The organism is Catellatospora sp. NPDC049111 (assembly GCF_040648615.1).
Lineage (GTDB): Bacteria > Actinomycetota > Actinomycetes > Mycobacteriales > Micromonosporaceae > Catellatospora > Catellatospora aurea.
This window is the reverse complement of record NZ_JBEZEB010000006.1, coordinates 219,784-235,759: the sequence shown is the minus strand read 5'-3', so window position 1 is coordinate 235,759 and position 15,976 is coordinate 219,784. Positions and strand designations below refer to the sequence as shown.

The 15,976-nt window shown below is 71.9% G+C and carries 15 protein-coding genes; 8 read left to right on the top strand and 7 right to left on the bottom strand.

Going from position 1 to position 15,976, the window contains the following annotated elements; translation table 11 throughout:
* The first annotated feature begins 214 nt into the window (after nucleotides 1-214).
* Nucleotides 215-616, top strand: coding sequence for a DUF302 domain-containing protein (locus tag AB0B66_RS11675; RefSeq protein ID WP_360526840.1), 402 nt, complete (start codon nucleotides 215-217; stop codon nucleotides 614-616).
* Between the two features lie 275 nt (nucleotides 617-891).
* Here AB0B66_RS11675 and AB0B66_RS11670 read toward each other — a convergent pair whose 3' ends face one another.
* On the bottom strand, nucleotides 892-2,349 hold the full coding sequence (locus tag AB0B66_RS11670; protein ID WP_360526837.1) for a M81 family metallopeptidase: 1,458 nt from the start codon (nucleotides 2,347-2,349) through the stop codon (nucleotides 892-894).
* An 86-nt stretch (nucleotides 2,350-2,435) separates the two neighbouring features.
* Here AB0B66_RS11670 and AB0B66_RS11665 point away from each other — a divergent pair, with 86 nt between their 5' ends.
* The gene (locus AB0B66_RS11665) at nucleotides 2,436-3,134 is read left to right on the top strand and encodes a copper homeostasis protein CutC (RefSeq protein WP_360526834.1); all 699 of its coding nucleotides are present in this window, start codon (nucleotides 2,436-2,438) and stop codon (nucleotides 3,132-3,134) included.
* Between the two features lie 5 nt (nucleotides 3,135-3,139).
* Here AB0B66_RS11665 and AB0B66_RS11660 read toward each other — a convergent pair whose 3' ends face one another.
* Both AB0B66_RS11660 and AB0B66_RS11655 read right to left on the bottom strand, forming a co-directional pair.
* On the bottom strand, nucleotides 3,140-3,802 hold the full coding sequence (locus tag AB0B66_RS11660) for a response regulator transcription factor (RefSeq protein ID WP_360526831.1): 663 nt from the start codon (nucleotides 3,800-3,802) through the stop codon (nucleotides 3,140-3,142).
* The gene (locus AB0B66_RS11655; protein ID WP_360526828.1) at nucleotides 3,799-4,950 is read right to left on the bottom strand and encodes a sensor histidine kinase; all 1,152 of its coding nucleotides are present in this window, start codon (nucleotides 4,948-4,950) and stop codon (nucleotides 3,799-3,801) included. The genes AB0B66_RS11660 and AB0B66_RS11655 overlap by 4 nt, the downstream gene beginning before the upstream one ends.
* Before the next feature lie 271 nt (nucleotides 4,951-5,221).
* On the opposite strand from AB0B66_RS11655, the gene AB0B66_RS11650 reads away from it, so the two are divergent.
* Nucleotides 5,222-5,740: a DUF1772 domain-containing protein gene (locus tag AB0B66_RS11650; RefSeq protein ID WP_360526826.1), complete on the top strand. Its 519-nt coding sequence runs from the start codon at nucleotides 5,222-5,224 to the stop codon at nucleotides 5,738-5,740.
* Nucleotides 5,737-6,198: a hypothetical protein gene (locus tag AB0B66_RS11645; RefSeq protein ID WP_360526823.1), complete on the top strand. Its 462-nt coding sequence runs from the start codon at nucleotides 5,737-5,739 to the stop codon at nucleotides 6,196-6,198. The genes AB0B66_RS11650 and AB0B66_RS11645 overlap by 4 nt, the downstream gene beginning before the upstream one ends.
* 79 nt (nucleotides 6,199-6,277) lie before the next feature.
* On the opposite strand, the gene AB0B66_RS11640 is transcribed toward AB0B66_RS11645, so the two are convergent.
* Both AB0B66_RS11640 and AB0B66_RS11635 read right to left on the bottom strand, forming a co-directional pair.
* Nucleotides 6,278-6,832: a snapalysin family zinc-dependent metalloprotease gene (locus AB0B66_RS11640; RefSeq protein WP_360526820.1), complete on the bottom strand. Its 555-nt coding sequence runs from the start codon at nucleotides 6,830-6,832 to the stop codon at nucleotides 6,278-6,280.
* Nucleotides 6,833-6,956: 124 nt separating this feature from the next.
* A complete protein-coding gene (locus AB0B66_RS11635; RefSeq protein WP_360526817.1) occupies nucleotides 6,957-7,799 on the bottom strand; it encodes a S1 family peptidase in 843 nt (280 codons plus the stop codon).
* 203 nt (nucleotides 7,800-8,002) lie between these two features.
* On the opposite strand from AB0B66_RS11635, the gene AB0B66_RS11630 reads away from it, so the two are divergent.
* The 4 genes from AB0B66_RS11630 (at nucleotide 8,003) to AB0B66_RS11615 (ending at nucleotide 13,391) form a co-directional block, all read left to right on the top strand.
* Nucleotides 8,003-9,130 (top strand): serine hydrolase domain-containing protein, encoded by a 1,128-nt coding sequence (locus AB0B66_RS11630; protein ID WP_360526814.1) that lies wholly within the window; start codon nucleotides 8,003-8,005, stop codon nucleotides 9,128-9,130.
* A 95-nt stretch (nucleotides 9,131-9,225) separates the two neighbouring features.
* Nucleotides 9,226-10,002 carry a MerR family transcriptional regulator gene (locus tag AB0B66_RS11625; protein ID WP_360526811.1) on the top strand — a complete coding sequence of 259 codons (777 nt, stop codon included), beginning with the start codon at nucleotides 9,226-9,228 and terminating at the stop codon, nucleotides 10,000-10,002.
* Between the two features lie 176 nt (nucleotides 10,003-10,178).
* The gene (locus AB0B66_RS11620) at nucleotides 10,179-12,935 is read left to right on the top strand and encodes a cation-transporting P-type ATPase (RefSeq protein WP_360526808.1); all 2,757 of its coding nucleotides are present in this window, start codon (nucleotides 10,179-10,181) and stop codon (nucleotides 12,933-12,935) included.
* A gap of 66 nt (nucleotides 12,936-13,001) precedes the next feature.
* A complete protein-coding gene (locus AB0B66_RS11615; protein ID WP_360526805.1) occupies nucleotides 13,002-13,391 on the top strand; it encodes a hypothetical protein in 390 nt (129 codons plus the stop codon).
* Nucleotides 13,392-13,455: 64 nt separating this feature from the next.
* Here AB0B66_RS11615 and AB0B66_RS11610 read toward each other — a convergent pair whose 3' ends face one another.
* Both AB0B66_RS11610 and AB0B66_RS11605 read right to left on the bottom strand, forming a co-directional pair.
* Nucleotides 13,456-13,827 (bottom strand): hypothetical protein, encoded by a 372-nt coding sequence (locus AB0B66_RS11610; protein WP_360526802.1) that lies wholly within the window; start codon nucleotides 13,825-13,827, stop codon nucleotides 13,456-13,458.
* 241 nt (nucleotides 13,828-14,068) lie between these two features.
* Nucleotides 14,069-15,973 (bottom strand): multicopper oxidase domain-containing protein, encoded by a 1,905-nt coding sequence (locus AB0B66_RS11605; protein WP_360526799.1) that lies wholly within the window; start codon nucleotides 15,971-15,973, stop codon nucleotides 14,069-14,071.
* Nucleotides 15,974-15,976: the final 3 nt, after the last annotated feature.

Below are 15,976 nucleotides of genomic sequence, written 5' to 3'. Positions count from 1 at the left end.
GACGACACCGAGCCGGTGCCACGGGCTCGATACCATGTCTTTGATCTGGTCAGATCTCGGTGGGCTACTCGTAGCCTGGCGGATCTTGGTCAGGTAGCCACGCCATCTGCTGATGCCGGTATGCCGTCACGCTCCCTTCACCGACTGTCTGACCAAGCCGTCAGCCAGGGCGGAGGGCTGCGGACTGGAAGGCCTGGACGAAGGGGAGAGCAGCATGACATCAGGCCTGGTCTCTCGCCGCAGCGCCGCCGACGTCGAACAGACCGTCGCGTCCATTCGCCGGGAGGCGGAATCGCGCGGCGCGACCGTGTTCGCCGTCATCGACCATGCCGGAGCCGCGCGAGACGCCGGACTCGATATGCCGGCCACGCAGGTGTTGATCCTGGGAAGCCCGAAATCGGGTACACCGCTCATGCTGGCTACGCCCGAGTTGGCCATCGATCTGCCGCTGCGCATCCTCGTGCGTGCGGACGGCGGCCCAGGGTCGGTGGTCTCATGGCAGGAGCCCGAATTCGTTGCCACGCGGTTCAACTTGCCCGGAGAACAGCTGACAACTCTCGCGGCACCGTCGGCCCTGGTCGATGCGGTTCTCGGCGCGCAAACCCGCCGGGAGTGACGCGGTTGGCCACGGTGCCGCCTTCGAGGCGCCCGAAGTCAGATCGCGCCCGGACGGGCCGATCAGCCCGCCATCATGGGCCCTTACCGCATCTGACCCGCCGCCCACCTTCCCGTCCCACCCTCTCCCCGGGCCGTAGGTGGGCAGACTGGGTGAAGATCGCCAGTTCCGGTCACGATGTGAGGTCCTGCCTCACTTTCCGGCCAGAAACGGCGATCTTGGCCGTTCCGGGGCCGCCAGCCAGTCGCGAATACCCGCTGAGCCGAGTTACGTGATCAGCGGGTCACGACGGTGAGGTCGGCGGTGAAGTCGCGGTCCAGGGGGAACATCGGCCGGACCACGTTGCGGTACGGCAGCCGGGCGAGATCCTGGTCCACGCCGCCCGGAGTCAGCGCCAGCAGCCAGTCACCTGCCGCGTCGAACAACTCGGGCTCCAGATAGCCGATCTTCACGACGACCACGTCCACGGCGTCGACCGCGACCCCCAGCCGCGCGTACGACTCCAGCAGCCGGTACTGCATCCGCCGCGACGTGACGAAGACACTGAGCCCGCCCACGCGCACGCTGACGCACCGCCCGCCGTCGGGATCGTCGGCGACCGCCTCCAGGACCCCGTCCAGCAGGAGCGGACCCGGCTCGCGGGCGTCGATGCGCCCGCCGACCGTCACCCGCACCGCCGAGCCCAGCGGCCGATCCGCGACCTGCGCGACAGCCTGCGGATCCACCAGCGACGCGAACACGGCCCGGCATGCGCCGTCGCGGATCTCCGGCCGGGCCAGCATCCGCTCCAGCGCGAAGGTCACGTCGTTTGCGCCGCCCGCCCCCGGGTTGTCGCCGGAGTCGCTGATGAAGAACGGCCGCCGGGCCGGGTCGGCGGCCAGCGCGACGTCGAGGCACTCGTCCATGGTGCCGGTCGGGGCGACGAACGCGAAGTCGTCGCGGGCGGCCCAGAAGTGTCCGCCGAGTTCGCGGGCCGCGTCGGCGGCCGCCGTGGCGTCGGTGCCGGTGACCACGACCGCGCCCTGGCAGCGGGCCTGGTCGGCCCAGGCGTAGCCGATCCAGATCGCCGCGTCGATGACGCCGTCGCGGGACTCGATCTCCGGGATCCTCGCGTAGAGCCCGCGGGCCGGCTCCTCGCGGGTGCTGGTCATCTCACCGGGCAGCAGGATCGGCACGTGCACCAGTGCCTTGTGCGGCCGCTGCCCGCTGCGCAGCGCCTGCACCAGGTTGTGCGCGGCGCGCTCGCGGGTCTCCCACACGTCGACGTGCGGGGCGGTCCGGTAGCAGGTGAGCAGGTCGCAGCCGTCGAACAGCACCGGGGAGACGTTGCCGTGCAGGTCCATCGCCGCCGACACGTACGGCTGCGGGCCGAGCACCGAGCGGATGGTGGTGATCAGGTCGCCCTCGGCGTCGTCGCGGCCGACGACGCTCATCGCCCCGTGGAAGTCGAGCAGCATGCCGTCCAGCGGGCCCGCCGCGGCGAGCCGCTCGGCGATCTCGGCAGCCCAGGCCTCGTACGCCGCCGGCTCCACGGCACCGCCGGGCAGAGCTCGGGCGTGCACGAGCGGGATCCACTCGACGCCGGCCGCCCACGGCTGCGTGAGCCAGTCGTATCGCGCCAGCAGCGCGTCGCCGCGGGTGACCTCGAAGTCGGCAGCGGTGCTCAGGTGCGGGGAGAACGTGCTCGACTCGATGTGGATACCGCCGATGGCGATACGCAAGGGATGGAACATGGTTTTTGATCATAGCTGCTGAAAGCAGTCGAAATGGCAAGGGCACCCTTCCGCCCGCTCGCGGCACCGGCGGTAGGTTCTTCCGCGTGACCACGGTGGAGATCTGCGTGAGCGACGTGCCGACCGCGCTGGTGGCGGAGGCGGCCGGAGCGGACCGGCTGGAACTGTGTGCCGATCTCGGCCAGGGCGGCACCACCCCGAGCCTGGGCGCTGTCGAGATCGCCCTGCGCACGCTGCGCCACGCGGGGCTGCGAGTCATGGTCCGGCCGCGCGGCGGCGACTTCCGGGTGAGCGAGGTCGAGGAGCGGGTCATGCTCGCCGACATCGCCGCCGTCCGCGCCCTGCCCAACCCGCGCGGGCTGGCGCTCGGCGTGGTCGTCGGGGCACTCACCGACGGCGGCGGCCTCGACCTGCCCGTCCTGCGCCGCCTGATCGAAGCGGCCGGGCCGCTGCCGGTGACCGTGCACAAGGCCTTCGACGAGGTCGACGACCAGCTCAGGGCGCTCGACGAGATCATCGAACTCGGCGCCGACGCGGTCCTTACCTCCGGCGCGGCACCCACCGCACTCGAGGGCTCCGCGCGCATCGCCGCGCTGCGGGAACGGGCCGGCGACCGGCTGCGCGTCATCGCCGCGGGCGGCATCCGCTCACACAACGTCCGGCAGGTGCTCGCCGAGACCGGGGCGCGGGAGCTGCACCTGCGCGCGCCCGTGCGCCGGGACGGCCGTGAGGCCACCGACGCCGACGAGGTGCGCCGGGTCGTGGACGCCGTTCGCGCGGCCTGACCGGCTCAGCGCGCGCCGGGGCGGACCAGGCCGGTCTCGTACGCGATGACGACGAGCTGCGCCCGGTCGCGGGCGTCGAGCTTGGTGAGCAGGCGGCTGACGTAGGTGCGGGCGGTGTCGGGGCTCAGGTGCAGCACCGCGCCGATCTCGGCGTTCGAGCGCCCGGTGCCGACCTGCGCGAGCACGTCGCGTTCGCGTTCGGTGAGCTTGGCCAGCCGGGCCTCGTCCTGGGCCGGGGTGCGGGCGGCGGCGTCCAGCACCCGGCGGGTGACCGCGGGCGACAGCAGCGCGTCCCCGCCGGCGACGGTGCGCACCGCGTCCCGCAGTGCGTCGGGCGTGGTGTCTTTGAGCAGGAACCCGGCCGCCCCCGCCCGGATCGCCTCGAACAGGTACTCGTCGTCGTCGAACGTGGTCAGCATGACGACGTGGACCCGGGACAGGCGCGGATCGGCCAGGATGCGGCGGGTGGCCTCGATCCCGTCCAGGCCGGGCATCCGCACGTCCATGAGCACCACGTCGGGATGCCGGTCGCGCACCACGTCCACCGCCGCGGCACCGTCGCCCGCCTCGCCGACGACGGTGATGTCGGGTGCGCGTTCCAGCACGGCCCGCAGCCCGGTGCGGATGAGGTGCTGGTCGTCGACGAGCACGACCCGCAGTTCGCTCATCGCTGGCCTTCCGGCAGTGGCAGCTCGGCGTGGACCCGGAAACCGCCCGCGTCGGCCGGGCCGGCGTCGAGGGTGCCGCCGAGCAGCGTGACGCGTTCGGACATGCCGCGCAGGCCGTAACCGTGCTCGTCGTGGCGGCCGTGCGGGTCGGGGCCGCGACCGTCGTCGAGGACGTCCACGGACAGCAGGGTACGGCTCGCGATGACGCTGACCTGGGCTTTCGTGGCTCGCGCGTGGCGCAGCACGTTGGTCAGCGCCTCCTGGACCACCCGGTACGCGGTCGTGCCGACCACTGCGGGCAGGGCCCGCAGGTCCCCGTCGACGTGCAGCTCCACGGGCAGGCCGCCGCCGCGGACGCCGTCGACGAGGGCAGGCAGGTCGCCGACGCCCGGGTCGGGGTGCCGAGGACCGGTGTCCCGGCGCAGCGTGCCGAGGGTGGCGCGCAGTTCGGACATGGCGCTGCCGCTCGCGTCGCGGATCGCGGCCAGGGCCGTGAGGGCGTCGTCCTTCGCGTCGTCGGCCAGCGCCTCCTGCGCCACCGCCGACTGCAGGGTCACCACGGAGACGGCGTGGCCGAGGGTGTCGTGGACCTCGCGGGCGATGCGCAGCCGCTCGGCCTCCACCTGCCGGGCCGCCTCGGCACGGCGCTCGTCGGCGGCGGCCGCGGCCTGCCGGGCCAGTTCGGCGCGCAGCGCCCGCCTGCTGCGCACCGCGTCGCCGAGCGCGAGCACGGCCGCCATCAGCGCGCCCTGCGAGCCGAGGTCGACGCCGAGCACGATCGACGGGTCGTCGCCCTCGGCCAGCCGCGCCGCGATCGACGCGGCCAGCAGCGCGGCGGCCATGACGGACGCGGCCCGGACCCGTCCGGCGTCGGTGGCGACGTACAGCACCGCGGCGGTGTGCACGGCCAGGCCGACCGGTGCCAGGTCGAGCATGTAGTAGACGACGACCCCGGCCGCCGTGGCGGCGAGCACGGGCACCGGGTGGCGGCGGGCCAGCAGCGGCAGCGCCCCGAACCCGGCGGCGGCCAGGCAGCCCGCGGCCAGTTGCGGGGGCGTGCCGCCGTGGGTGGCCACGGCAGCCGCGACCAGTGCGAACGTGCCGATGGCCAGGAGCGCGTCGATACGGGTCGGTCGGTGGCCGGGCACGTTCCGAGCCTAGATCGCCGCAGACCCCGGCGCTGTCTCCCGGAGGCGACACCTGCGGGCACGGGTGTACGCCGGAAAGCGATCAGGCCCGCGTCGCCCCCGGAGCCGATGCGCTGGTCAGGTGGGCCGGGCGCGAGGCGGCGTACGGCCGGAAGCGACCCCGGATCGCGCGCGTAGGCGGCAGACGCGGCCCGGCGCGCGGCCTAGCGTCGTCGGCGACCTTGACCGCCGCGCCGGGGCCGGCGCGGTGAACCCCGGAGGAGAAGCCCCTATGAACCTGACCCGGCTGACCTGGGTCGCGCTGATCGCGCTGGTCTGGACGTCGATGCTGTCGTTCGGCGGCGTCGCCGCCGAGACGGTGATGCTGTACCCGAACATCTTCGTCGACCCGCCCGCCTCGCTGGAGCGCGCCCGCGAGTTCGTCATCGCGGGCGGCCCGAGCGACTACTTCCCGCCGCTGGGGGCCGGGGTGGTCGTCTGCAGTGTCGCCGCACTCCTGCTGACCTGGAGGAATCCGCGGCTGCGCTGGTGGATCGCGGCCGCCGCGGCGACGTTCTTCGTCTGCGAGTTCGTGTTCTCCGCCGTGTTCTTCTGGCCTCGCAACGAGATCATGTTCGTCGACCCGCTCGGCACGCACAGCGCCGACGAGCTGCGCAAGGTCGCCGCGGAGTTCGTCGCCGGGCACTGGGTGCGCGTGGCGGGCGGGGCCGTGACCGCGGTACTCGCGTTCACCGCGCTGCTGCGCTGGGCCCGCACCGCTCCGCCGGCTGCTACGGGCGGTGTGCGATGACCGGCGGGGTGCGCCCGCTCGGGCTCCCGTGGCCGGCGCTGGTGGGGTTGGCCGCCCTGGCTGCGCCGCGGGTCGTTTTGCACGACCTGGAGCTGATCCAGGAGGGGACGCCGGTGAACGCGCTGCTCGTGTTCGGGCCGCTCGCCTGCTGGATCGCTGTGGTGGTGTGGCGGCGGCCGCCGCGCCCGTTCCGGACCGTCGTGGTGATCGGCGCGCTCTACGGGGTGTTCCTCGCGGTCGGGCACCAGGTGCTGTGGGACGCCGCGTTCGACGGGGCCGCTCCGTCCCTGGGCGGCAGCCTCGCCGACGTCGCTCCGGCCGTGCAGGAAGTCCTGCTCAGGGTTGCCGCAGTCGGGTCGAGTCTTGTCACCGGCGTGGTCGTGGGTGTGCTGACGGGAGCGGTGGCGGCGCTGCTGTGCCGCTTCCTGCCAGCTCGCGACCGGCACGCGGCTCCTTGAACGAAACCGCGCGCGGGGACGGCAGAGCGCGTTCGAAGCTCTGTCGCCCCCGCTGACGGCGACCGAAGGCGATGCTCTGTCAGGCGCGGTCTTCGCGCCAACCGGCGGTGACCAGCGCCCCGCTCGCGAACAGGTTGTTGACCTTGGTGATCTCCTGCGCGTTGGGGAAGGCGCTGGTGCAGGAGGTGCCGGCGCTGCTGCCGGACATCAGCTCGGAGCAGACGCCGGTGCGCCGGTCGGGCAGGCCGAGGATGTGGCCCAGTTCGTGCGCGGCGATGCGGGTCGGGTTGTGGCCCTCGGCGGTGGCCTGGCGGCCCATGTAGATGGTGCCGTTGCCCAGGGAGTTGACGTAGGCGCGCGGCCAGTTGTTGTCGGCGTAGACGCGGATGTTGAGCGGGCGGCCCGAGGTCCAGCGCTCCAGGCGTACGTTGGTGACCCGGGCGTTCCAGTTGGCCGCGCCCTGGTGCACGACGTTGACGAACTCGGCGGCCTGGCTCGCGTCGTAGTAGAGCACGCGGACGGCGGCGGGTGCGGGGGCCGCGGTGGCGGCGGAGCTGCCGAGAAGCTGGCTGGACACGGTGATCGCGAGGGCGGCGAGGGTGGCCGCGGCGATCCGCGCGAGGTGAGATCTCATGCGCACACCTTGGCGCATCAAGTGAGATACTTCAATCTTTGGATGTGATCCTGGCACCTTTTCGCGCGGCGGCGAAGCGGACCTGCCCCGGCCGGACGAGCCGGGGCAGGGGCTTCGTGCCGGATCAGGGAATGGTCAGGCCGTACGCGGCGAGGATCTCGCCGATGGGCTGGTAGTAGGTCGTGCCGCCGGTGGTGCAGTTGCCGGTGCCGCCGGAAAGAATGCCCAGGATGATCCCGCCGGAGGTGTAGAGCGGCCCGCCGCTGTCCCCGGGCTCGGCGCAGATGTTCGTCCTGATCAGGCCGGTCACGGTGCCCTCGGCGTAGTTGACCGTGGCGTTCAGGGCGGTCACCGTGCCGCAGCGTACGCCGGTGGTCGCACCGCTGCGGCAGACGGCCTGGCCGACGTACGCGCTACCGGTCCCGTAAAGCTGCAGCAGGCCCGGATAGGTGTTGACGGCGCTGGGGTGGCTCAGTGTGCTCGTGTAGCGGACCAGGCCGTAGTCGTTGGTCGGGAAGCTGCTCGCCGTTCGCACGCCGATCGCGATGGTGCGGGCGCTGTTGGTCCACCAGTTGGCGGAGCTGTTCGTGCAGTGTCCGGCCGTGATCAGGTAGTAGGTGGTGCCGCGGCGCGCGTTCGCGCCCAGCGAGCAGCGCGCCGTGCTGCCGTAGATCGCGTCGCCGCCGGCCAGCAGGGTGCGCAGCCGGCCCGGCTCGCGGCGCACGTCGACGTCCGCGCCGCGCAGGCCGTCACGCAGCCGCGTGGCCTGCTGCTCGGTCACCGTGTCGTCGAGGGTCACGGTCGTCCGCCCGGTGGCCGGGTCGACGGTCCAGGCGGTGCCGGGGGTGTGCGCGAGGGTCGACAGGGGCCGGGTCTCGGCTCCGGGCGCGGCGGCAGCCGGGGTGGCGGTGGCTGTGGCCGCCAGCAGTGCGACGGCCGTGACGGCGAGGCGGAAATGGCGTCTCATGGCGTCCTCCGGGGGTCTGTGGACGGGGGAGGGGTACAGGATGACATCGACAGTCATCTAAGTGCAATCACGCGGCGGGATCGCGGCGACCCGGCCGGCAGCTGTGAGCCGGCTCATAGGTGAGGTTGACCCGAGGTCAGGGTGCAGGCTCCTCCCGGCGGCAGGACGCCGCCGGACGAGACAGCCTTGAAGGAGCGACCATCATGTCCACCACCCTTTCCGGCCAGGCCAGGGGCATCCGTCCGCAGCTGCAGCGGGCTATCGAGGAGATCGTCGGCACCGGTTTCCTTGGCGTGGTGCTGCGTGTACGCGACGAGCACGGCGAGTGGGTCGGCAGCGCCGGCGTCAGCGAGCTGGGCCGGACCGCCGCACCACCGGCCGACGGGCACCTGCGGATCGGCAGCAACACCAAGACCTTCACCGCGGCCCTGGTGCTGTGCCTGGTGGCCGAAGGCAGGATCGTCCTGGACGCTCCGGTGGCCGGCTACCTGCCCGAGCTCGGGCTGGACGAGCGGATCACGCTGCGCATGCTGCTGCAGCACACCAGCGGAGTGTTCAGCCACACCGGCGAGCTGCTCGCCGACGGGACGTACGGGCCGGGCATCCCCGCGCCGGGCACCCCGTCGGGTGACGAGTGGGTGGACCTGCGGTTCACCACGTACCAGCCGCAGGAGTTGGTGGAGCTGGCACTGTCCAAGCCGGCGCGGTTCGCGCCGGGCACCGGCTGGAGCTACTCCAACACCAACTACGTGCTGGCCCGGCTGGTCGTCGAGAAGGTCACCGGGCGTCCGTTCGCCGAGCAGATGCAGCGGCTGATCCTGGGGCCGCTCGGGCTGTCGGGCACCGTGGTGCCGGAGACCTCCCCGGAGATCCCCGAGCCGCACGCCCACGTCTACTACCGCTATGACGACGCGGGCGAGTCCAGGACGGTCGACGTCACCCGGCAGAATCCCTCCTGGGTCTCCACCGGCGGTGACATGATCTCCACCACGCAGGACCTGGCGACGTTCATCTCCGCGCTGCTGGGCGGCAGACTGCTGCCGACGGCGCTGCTGGCCGAGATGTGCACGCCGCACCCGACCGGCATCCCGGGTATGGGCTACGGGCTGGGGCTGTTCGTGCGCGACCTGGGCTCCGACGGCGGCACCGTCATCACCCACAACGGCGGCATCGCTGGCTACGCGGCGCTGATGTACAGCACACCCGACGGCCGCAAGACCATGACCGCGATGCTGACCTGTGTGGACGACTCCCGGATGTCCATCGCGGCAGCCTTCATGAACGCCCAGCAGCGGCTCGTCGACGAGGTGTTCGGCGCCGGACGGGGCTGACGTGGTAAACGTCCGGGGCCACGCAGGCAGGCGTGGCCCCGTCCGTCCGCTCGGCCGCGTGCACGCCGAGCTCGAACACGAGGCAGGCTTGGCTGATGAGGAACGGCGTCACGATCGGGCAGGCGGCGGCGTTCGTCGGCGTCACGGTGAAGACGGTGCGGCACTATCACAAACTCGGCCTGGTCGCGGAGCCCGAGCGTGACCGCTCCGGCTACCGGCGGTACGGGTCGGGCGACCTGTTGCGGCTGGTGCGGGCCCGTTCGCTGGCCGCCGCGGGCGTGCCGCTGGCCGAGATCGGCGGGCTGCTCGACGGCGACGCCGAGCGGTTCGGCACCGCCCTGGGTGATGCCGAGCGACGCCTCACCGAGCAGATCGAGGAGCTGATCGCGCGGCGCGACCTGCTGCGCCGGCTCGCCGACGGCGACCGGGCACTGCTGCCCGACCGTGCCGTGGCGTTGCTGGAACGGATGCCCGGCCTCGGCTTCGGCGCCGACGAGGTGGCGGCCCTGCGAGACGGCTGGGTGCTGGCCAAGGCCCTGGTCCCCGACGGATTCGACGACTACCTCGCCGACGTGGAGGAGGCGGTCGGGGACCCCCGGTTCGTCGAGTTGATCAAGCAGGGTGCGCAAGCCGCCGACTGGGCGGCGGACGACCCGCGCATCGACGGGCTCGCCACCGCCATGGCCGAGTACTACCTGTCCAATCCCGCACACCTGAAGACCGTGACCGCCCTGCAGGCCCGCACCGACGCCGCGGCCAGATACCAGCTGATCGCCCAGCACGGCCAGGAGCAGGGGTCGGTCGCGGCCCGGCTGGTCGCGCTGGTCGAGAGCAAGCTCCGCGCCGCCGGTGTGCGCATCCCCAGAGCATGACTGGGGGTTACGGGGTGTAGCCGCCGGTCCTGGTCAGGTAGGTCTTATGTATATCGGGCACGTGTGATGGCCACCGGAAATATAGTGTTCCGCAGTGGTACATCGCTTACGCCCTTCATACCCGGTTAGCCGGGCTCGCTGAGCTTGGGCGGCATGTCGTCAGGAAGCGAGCGACCATGGACGGGGACAGGGAGGTAGGTAAGAGCAGCGCCACGCCGTGGTACGGCCGCAGCGCCGCCGACGTCGCCCAGGCGTTCGAGGTGCGGCCCGAACGCGGGCTGACCGCCGCGCAGGCTGCCGAACGGCTGGCCGAGCACGGCCCGAACCGGCTGGCGGCCGGCAAGAAGGAGTCGGCGCTGGCGGCGTTCGTGCGCCAGTACCGCGACTTCATGCAGATCGTGCTGCTGACCGCCGCGGTGGTGAACCAGCTCGTCACCCGCGAGTGGGGCACCACCCTGGTGCTGGTCGGCCTCACCGTGTTCAACGCGGTCGTCGGCCTGCGCCAGGAGGCCAAGGCCGAGGAGAGCGTGCGGGCACTGGCGCAGATGCTCAAGACCGTGGCCCGGGTGCGCCGGGACGGTCAGGCCGTCGAGATCGACGCGGAGCAGCTGGTCCCCGGTGACATCGTGCTGATGGAGGCCGGCAACCGGGTGCCCGCCGACGGCCGGATCGCGGTCGCGGCGACGCTGGAGATCGAGGAGGCCGCGCTGACCGGCGAGAGCCTGCCGGTCGCCAAGACCGCCGACCCGGTTCCCGGGACCGAGGTGCCGCTGGGGGACCGGGTGAGCGTGGCGTACATGAACACCTCGGTGACCCGCGGCCGCGGCGAGATGATCGTGACCGATACCGGCATGGGCACCGAGATCGGCCACATCGCGCACCTGCTGGCCGGCACGGAAGCCGACAAGACGCCGCTGCAGAAGCAGTTGGACAGCCTCTCGAAGATCATCGCGACGATCGCGGGCATCGCCCTGGTGCTGGTCGTCCTGCTGGGCCTGGCCCGGGGCGAGTCGTTCGACACCCTGTTCATCACCGGTGTGGCGCTGGCCGTGGCGGCGATCCCGACCGGCCTGCCCGCCGTGGTCACGGCGCTGCTGTCCATCGGCACCCGGGAGATCGCCCAGCGCAACGCCATCGTCAAGCGGCTGCCCGCGGTGGAGACCCTCGGCTCGACCTCGGTGATCTGCTCCGACAAGACGGGCACGCTGACCCTGAACAAGATGACCGCCCGCGAGCTGGCGATCCCCGGCCGCAACCGGTTCGCCGTCACCGGCGAGGGCTACCGCACCGACGGCGAGATCAAACACGTCGGCGGTGAGCGCTTCGACCTGGACCCGTACCTGCTGCCGATGGTGCTGTGCGCCGACGCGGTGCTCGACGGCGACAGCCTGATCGGCGACCCGACCGAGGGCGCGCTGATCGTGCTGGGCGCCAAGGGCGGGCTGGACATCGCGCAGACCCGCGCGGCGTACCCGCGGATCGCGGAGGTGCCGTTCGACTCCGATTACAAGTTCATGGCCACCTTCCACCGGATGACCGGGGACGGCGGCAGACCGGTGGTCCGCTGCTACGTCAAGGGCGCCCCGGACGTGCTGATCAGCCGCGCTGCCTCCTACCGCGAGCCCGACGGCACGATCGTCGCGGTCACCGACGACAACCGGCAGCTGGCCTCCGACGCCAACGACCGCATCGCCGCCGCCGGGGAGCGGGTCATGGTGGTCGCCCAGCGCGACTTCGACTCGGCCGGGTTCGACCCGTCGGCGAACCTGATCGAGCAGGTCCGGGACCTGACGCTGCTGGCGATGGTCGGCATCGTCGACCCACCCCGCGCGGAGGCGAAGGCAGCGATCGCGGAGTGTCGTGCCGCGGGCATCCGAGTCCGGATGATCACAGGCGACCACGCGACGACCGCCGCCGCGATCGCCAAGGAACTGGGTATCGAAGGCCGCGCCGTCACCGGTACCGAGTTCGCCAATCTGAGCGACGACGATCTGCTCGCGCAACTGCCCGACATCGGGGTGATCGCCCGGGTCGCGCCGGAGGACAAGCTGCGGCTGGTACGGCTGCTCAAAACCAGCGGCAACATCGTGGCGATGACCGGCGACGGGGTCAACGACGCCCCGGCCCTCAAGGCCGCCGACATCGGCGTGGCCATGGGCATCACCGGCACGGAGGTCTCCAAGGAGGCCGCCGTCATGATCCTCACCGACGACAACTTCGCCACCATCGTCAAGGCCGTCGAGTACGGCCGCGGCCTCTACGACAACCTGCTCAAGTACCTGCGGTTCCAGATGTCGACCCTGGTCGCCTACATCGCGATCTTCCTCTGCGCGGGCATCCTGAACATCGCCGCCGGGCAGCCGCTGAACCCGCTGCAGATCCTGTGGCTGAACATGGTCGTCGACGTCCCGATCGCGATCGCGCTGGGGTTCGACCAGCCGAGGTCGGGCCTGATGCGGCACGCGCCGCGGCCGGTCGGCGCCCCGGTGCTGTCCAAGGCCAACTGGGTGCGGCTGTGCGTGCAGGGCGCGGTGATGACCGTCGGGTCGCTGGCGGCGTACCAGATCGGCGATGCCCATGGCGGACCGGTGCTCGGGGCGACCATGCTGCTGACCACGTTGTCGCTGTTCCACCTGGTCGGCGGGCTGCTGTCGCGCGACCAGGTCGGCACGATCTTCGACCGGGACGCGATCCCCGGGATCGCCCAACTGCGCCGGTACGGCTTCGCCCTGGTGGCCATCCTTGCGGTCACCCTGCTCGAACCGCTGGAGCGCATCTTCGGCACGACCGGGCTCAGCCTCAACCAGTGGCTGGTCTGCATTGGGCTCGCACTCACCCTGCTCGTGGTGGAGGAACTGATCAAGGCGGTACTGCGTCGGCGCGCCCGCCAGAGCCTGCCGCAGCGAGCCGAGCCGGTCCCCGCCCCGGCATAGCCCCTCCGAACAGCCGAAACACCGCCCGGGTCGCAGCGTCCACGTGGCCGCGTCGTTGAGCACGGCATGACCATCACGCAGGCGATCGCCGCTCAGCGGCTGCCCGACCTCGACCAGTACCGGCTGCACCGCACCGCCGAGGAGGCCGAGCTGGACGGCGTCGCCGTACCGGAGCTGGCCGCCCGCTTCTACCGGTGCAGCCTGCCGGACGGGCGGCTGGCCAGCGTCGGCCACTACACGCTGGCAGGCCGGGACCTGCTGATGGCCTGGGGCTACGTCGACGAGAAGCACTGCCGCTCGCACACCGTGTCGTCCGAGGACGACGGCTGGGGTCCGGTCGTGGACGGCTGCCCTGACGTCGAATTCGTACGCGACGCCGCCCGGGTCGTCGGGCTGCGCGTGCGAACCGCCGACGGGTCGTGGACGGATCACACGACTGCGGCCCGCAGGCCGTGAAGGCCGGCGGGCCGCGGGGCGCTGCCCGGGGGAAGGAGAGCAGCGCGGGGGAGTAGCCGGCGGGCTACTCGGTGACCGTGGCCGCTTCGACCGCGGGGGCCGCGGCGTGGCGGCGGACCAGCCACAGTGATGTGCCGGTCAGTGCCAGCGCGGCCACCAGCAGGGCCGCGTGCAGAGCCGGGTTCAGGATGGGGACGAACGCGATGATCGCGACCGGCAGCTGTACGAGCGCGATCAGGGCGAGCATCCGGCCGCGGTGCTGCGCGCCCCACGTGAACACGGTCGCGATGGGTGACAGCACGACGGCCAGGGTGAGTACGTCCAGGATGGTGTGCGCCCACGGGTTGACGACCCTGTTGTGGGCGAACGCGTAGGCGGGCGAGGCGAGGAGTACCAGCCCCGTGGTCAGGGCGGCGGTGGTGAGCAGGCGACGCATGACGACCTCCAGCGCTACGGGCAGGTCTGATTACCTTCCGTCACTCCACGGTAGGCCCGATGTGTCCGCCATCGGTAGGGCAGTCACATGAGTGAATAATGCCTGGTAGGTGGTTATCTGCTATGTGGCGGACGGCCGTGTGTGCGGTGGTCAGGTGGCACGTGCGCCTCGGCGCCCGCCGGCGCCCGCGTCCAGGCGGGCGCCGACGGCCTGATGCCGTGCCGAACGGTGATCGGGCCCGTCAGCCCACCCGGAACGGGCGCATCATGTCGTTGTCCTCGTGTTCGAGCAGGTGGCAGTGCCACACATAGCGGCCGGCCAGGTCGAAGGTCGCCTTCACGCGGGTGATCTCGCCCGGGAAGGTGAGCACGGTGTCCTTCAGGCCGCGGTCGCCTGCCCGTGGCGGCTGCGTGCCGTCCTTGCCCCGGCCGAGGACCTCGAACTGCACGACGTGCAGGTGCACGGGGTGGGCGTGGGCGCTCCAGTTGTGCAACTCCCAGACCTCCGTGGCGTGCAGGACGGGCTGCTCGGTGATCGGGTCGTGCCAGTGCTTCGGGACCGCCTGCCCGTGCTCGTCGATGGTGCAGAGCATCATCTTGACCGAGTGGTCGTGCCCGAGCTGCTCGTCGAGGGCCAGCCGACGGGTCCGGCTCGCCCGGCCGAGGGGCCTGATCCGGGGCAGGTCCAGCTCCTCCGGCGGCACGCTGCGGTCCCTACCGGTCAGCCGCCCGACCGTGAACTTCATGATCTGGCCGGTGGTGGCCGTGTTCGACGGGTCGAAGTCGTCGCCGCAGAGCTTGTCCGGCCCCTCGTTGATCAGATATAGCTCGGTGCCCTCGCGCAGCCCGGTGAAGTCGACGATGACGTCGGCGCGTTCGGCCGGGCCGAGCAGCAGCTGCCGCTGCGACACCGGCTCGGGCAGGAAACCGCCGTCGTTGCCGATCTGCCAGAGGGGCAGCGCCGGCGACGCGGGCCGGTGCGCCAGGGGATCGGTGACGATCTTCATGATCAGCACCCGGCTGTTGCAGCCGTTGAGCAGGCGCAAACGGTAGCGGCGCGGTTCGACCTCCAGCGCCGGCCAGGTGCTGCCGTTGACCGTCATGGTGTCGGCGAGGAACGCCGGGTTCCAGATCGGCGCGAACGGGCCGTCCGGGATGTAGGGTCCCGCGCCGTCGGTGAAGGCGCGGCTGTCCGGGTAGAACAGGGAGCCGTCCTTGTTGAAGGAGCGGTCCTGCACCATGAGCGGGATCTCGTAGTAGCGGGTACCGGGCCGGTCGCCGGGCCTGGGCGCGGGCCCCGGGAGCACGCCCGGCGGCAGGTCGGCGGAGCCGCCGCGCAGCAGGTAGAAGCCGGACATCCCGGCGTACACGTTGACGCGGGTCATGCCGAGGGCGTGGTCGTGATACCAGAGCGTCGCCGCGCGCTGGTCGTTGCCGTAGTGGAAGGTCGCCTCGCCCGGTTGCCAGCTGACGCCGTGGCGCTGGGCGAACTCCGCGCCGAACTGGTCGTGGAAGGTGCCGACGGTGGCGTGGCCGCGCGGGATGTTCCGCGCCTTCGGCAGATACCAGGCCTCCGGGTAGCCGCAGCTGTCCTGCAGCGAACGGCCGCCGTGCAGGTGCGTGACGATCGGCACCGGCCCCCGGTAGGGGCCCGGCGTCGAGCTGAAGGCGGGCCGGGTGTCCCGGCCGGAGAGGCCGCCCGGCGGGTTGGCCCAGTGCAGCGTCGGGTCCACCGCCAGCAGATGCGGGCGGAAGTCGCCGGCGGCGTCGACGAGCTCGTTGACCCAGGTCACCCGCACCGGACGGTCCACACTCGCCTCGATGGTGCCCGACGGGCTGCGGAAGGTGCGCGGCTTCGACACGTCCCCGTAGCCCCACACGGTCGTGCGGGGCAGGCCTTGGGGCAGGATCTGCTGGCGGAACTGGCGTACGCCGATCCGGTAGTGGACCGGGCCGCCCGCCTCGTCGCGCGCGGGCGACAGCGCCCGCGGCACGGCGAGCGGCGTGACGTACTTGCGGATCCTCTTCGGATTCAGCGTGCCCGCGCGGCCCTGTCTCGCCGCCCAGGCCCAGCCGCCCTGCTGGGACAGCACCGTGGCGGCGCCGATGGCCGCCATCACCTGAAGAACCCGCCTGCGGTCGACCATGTC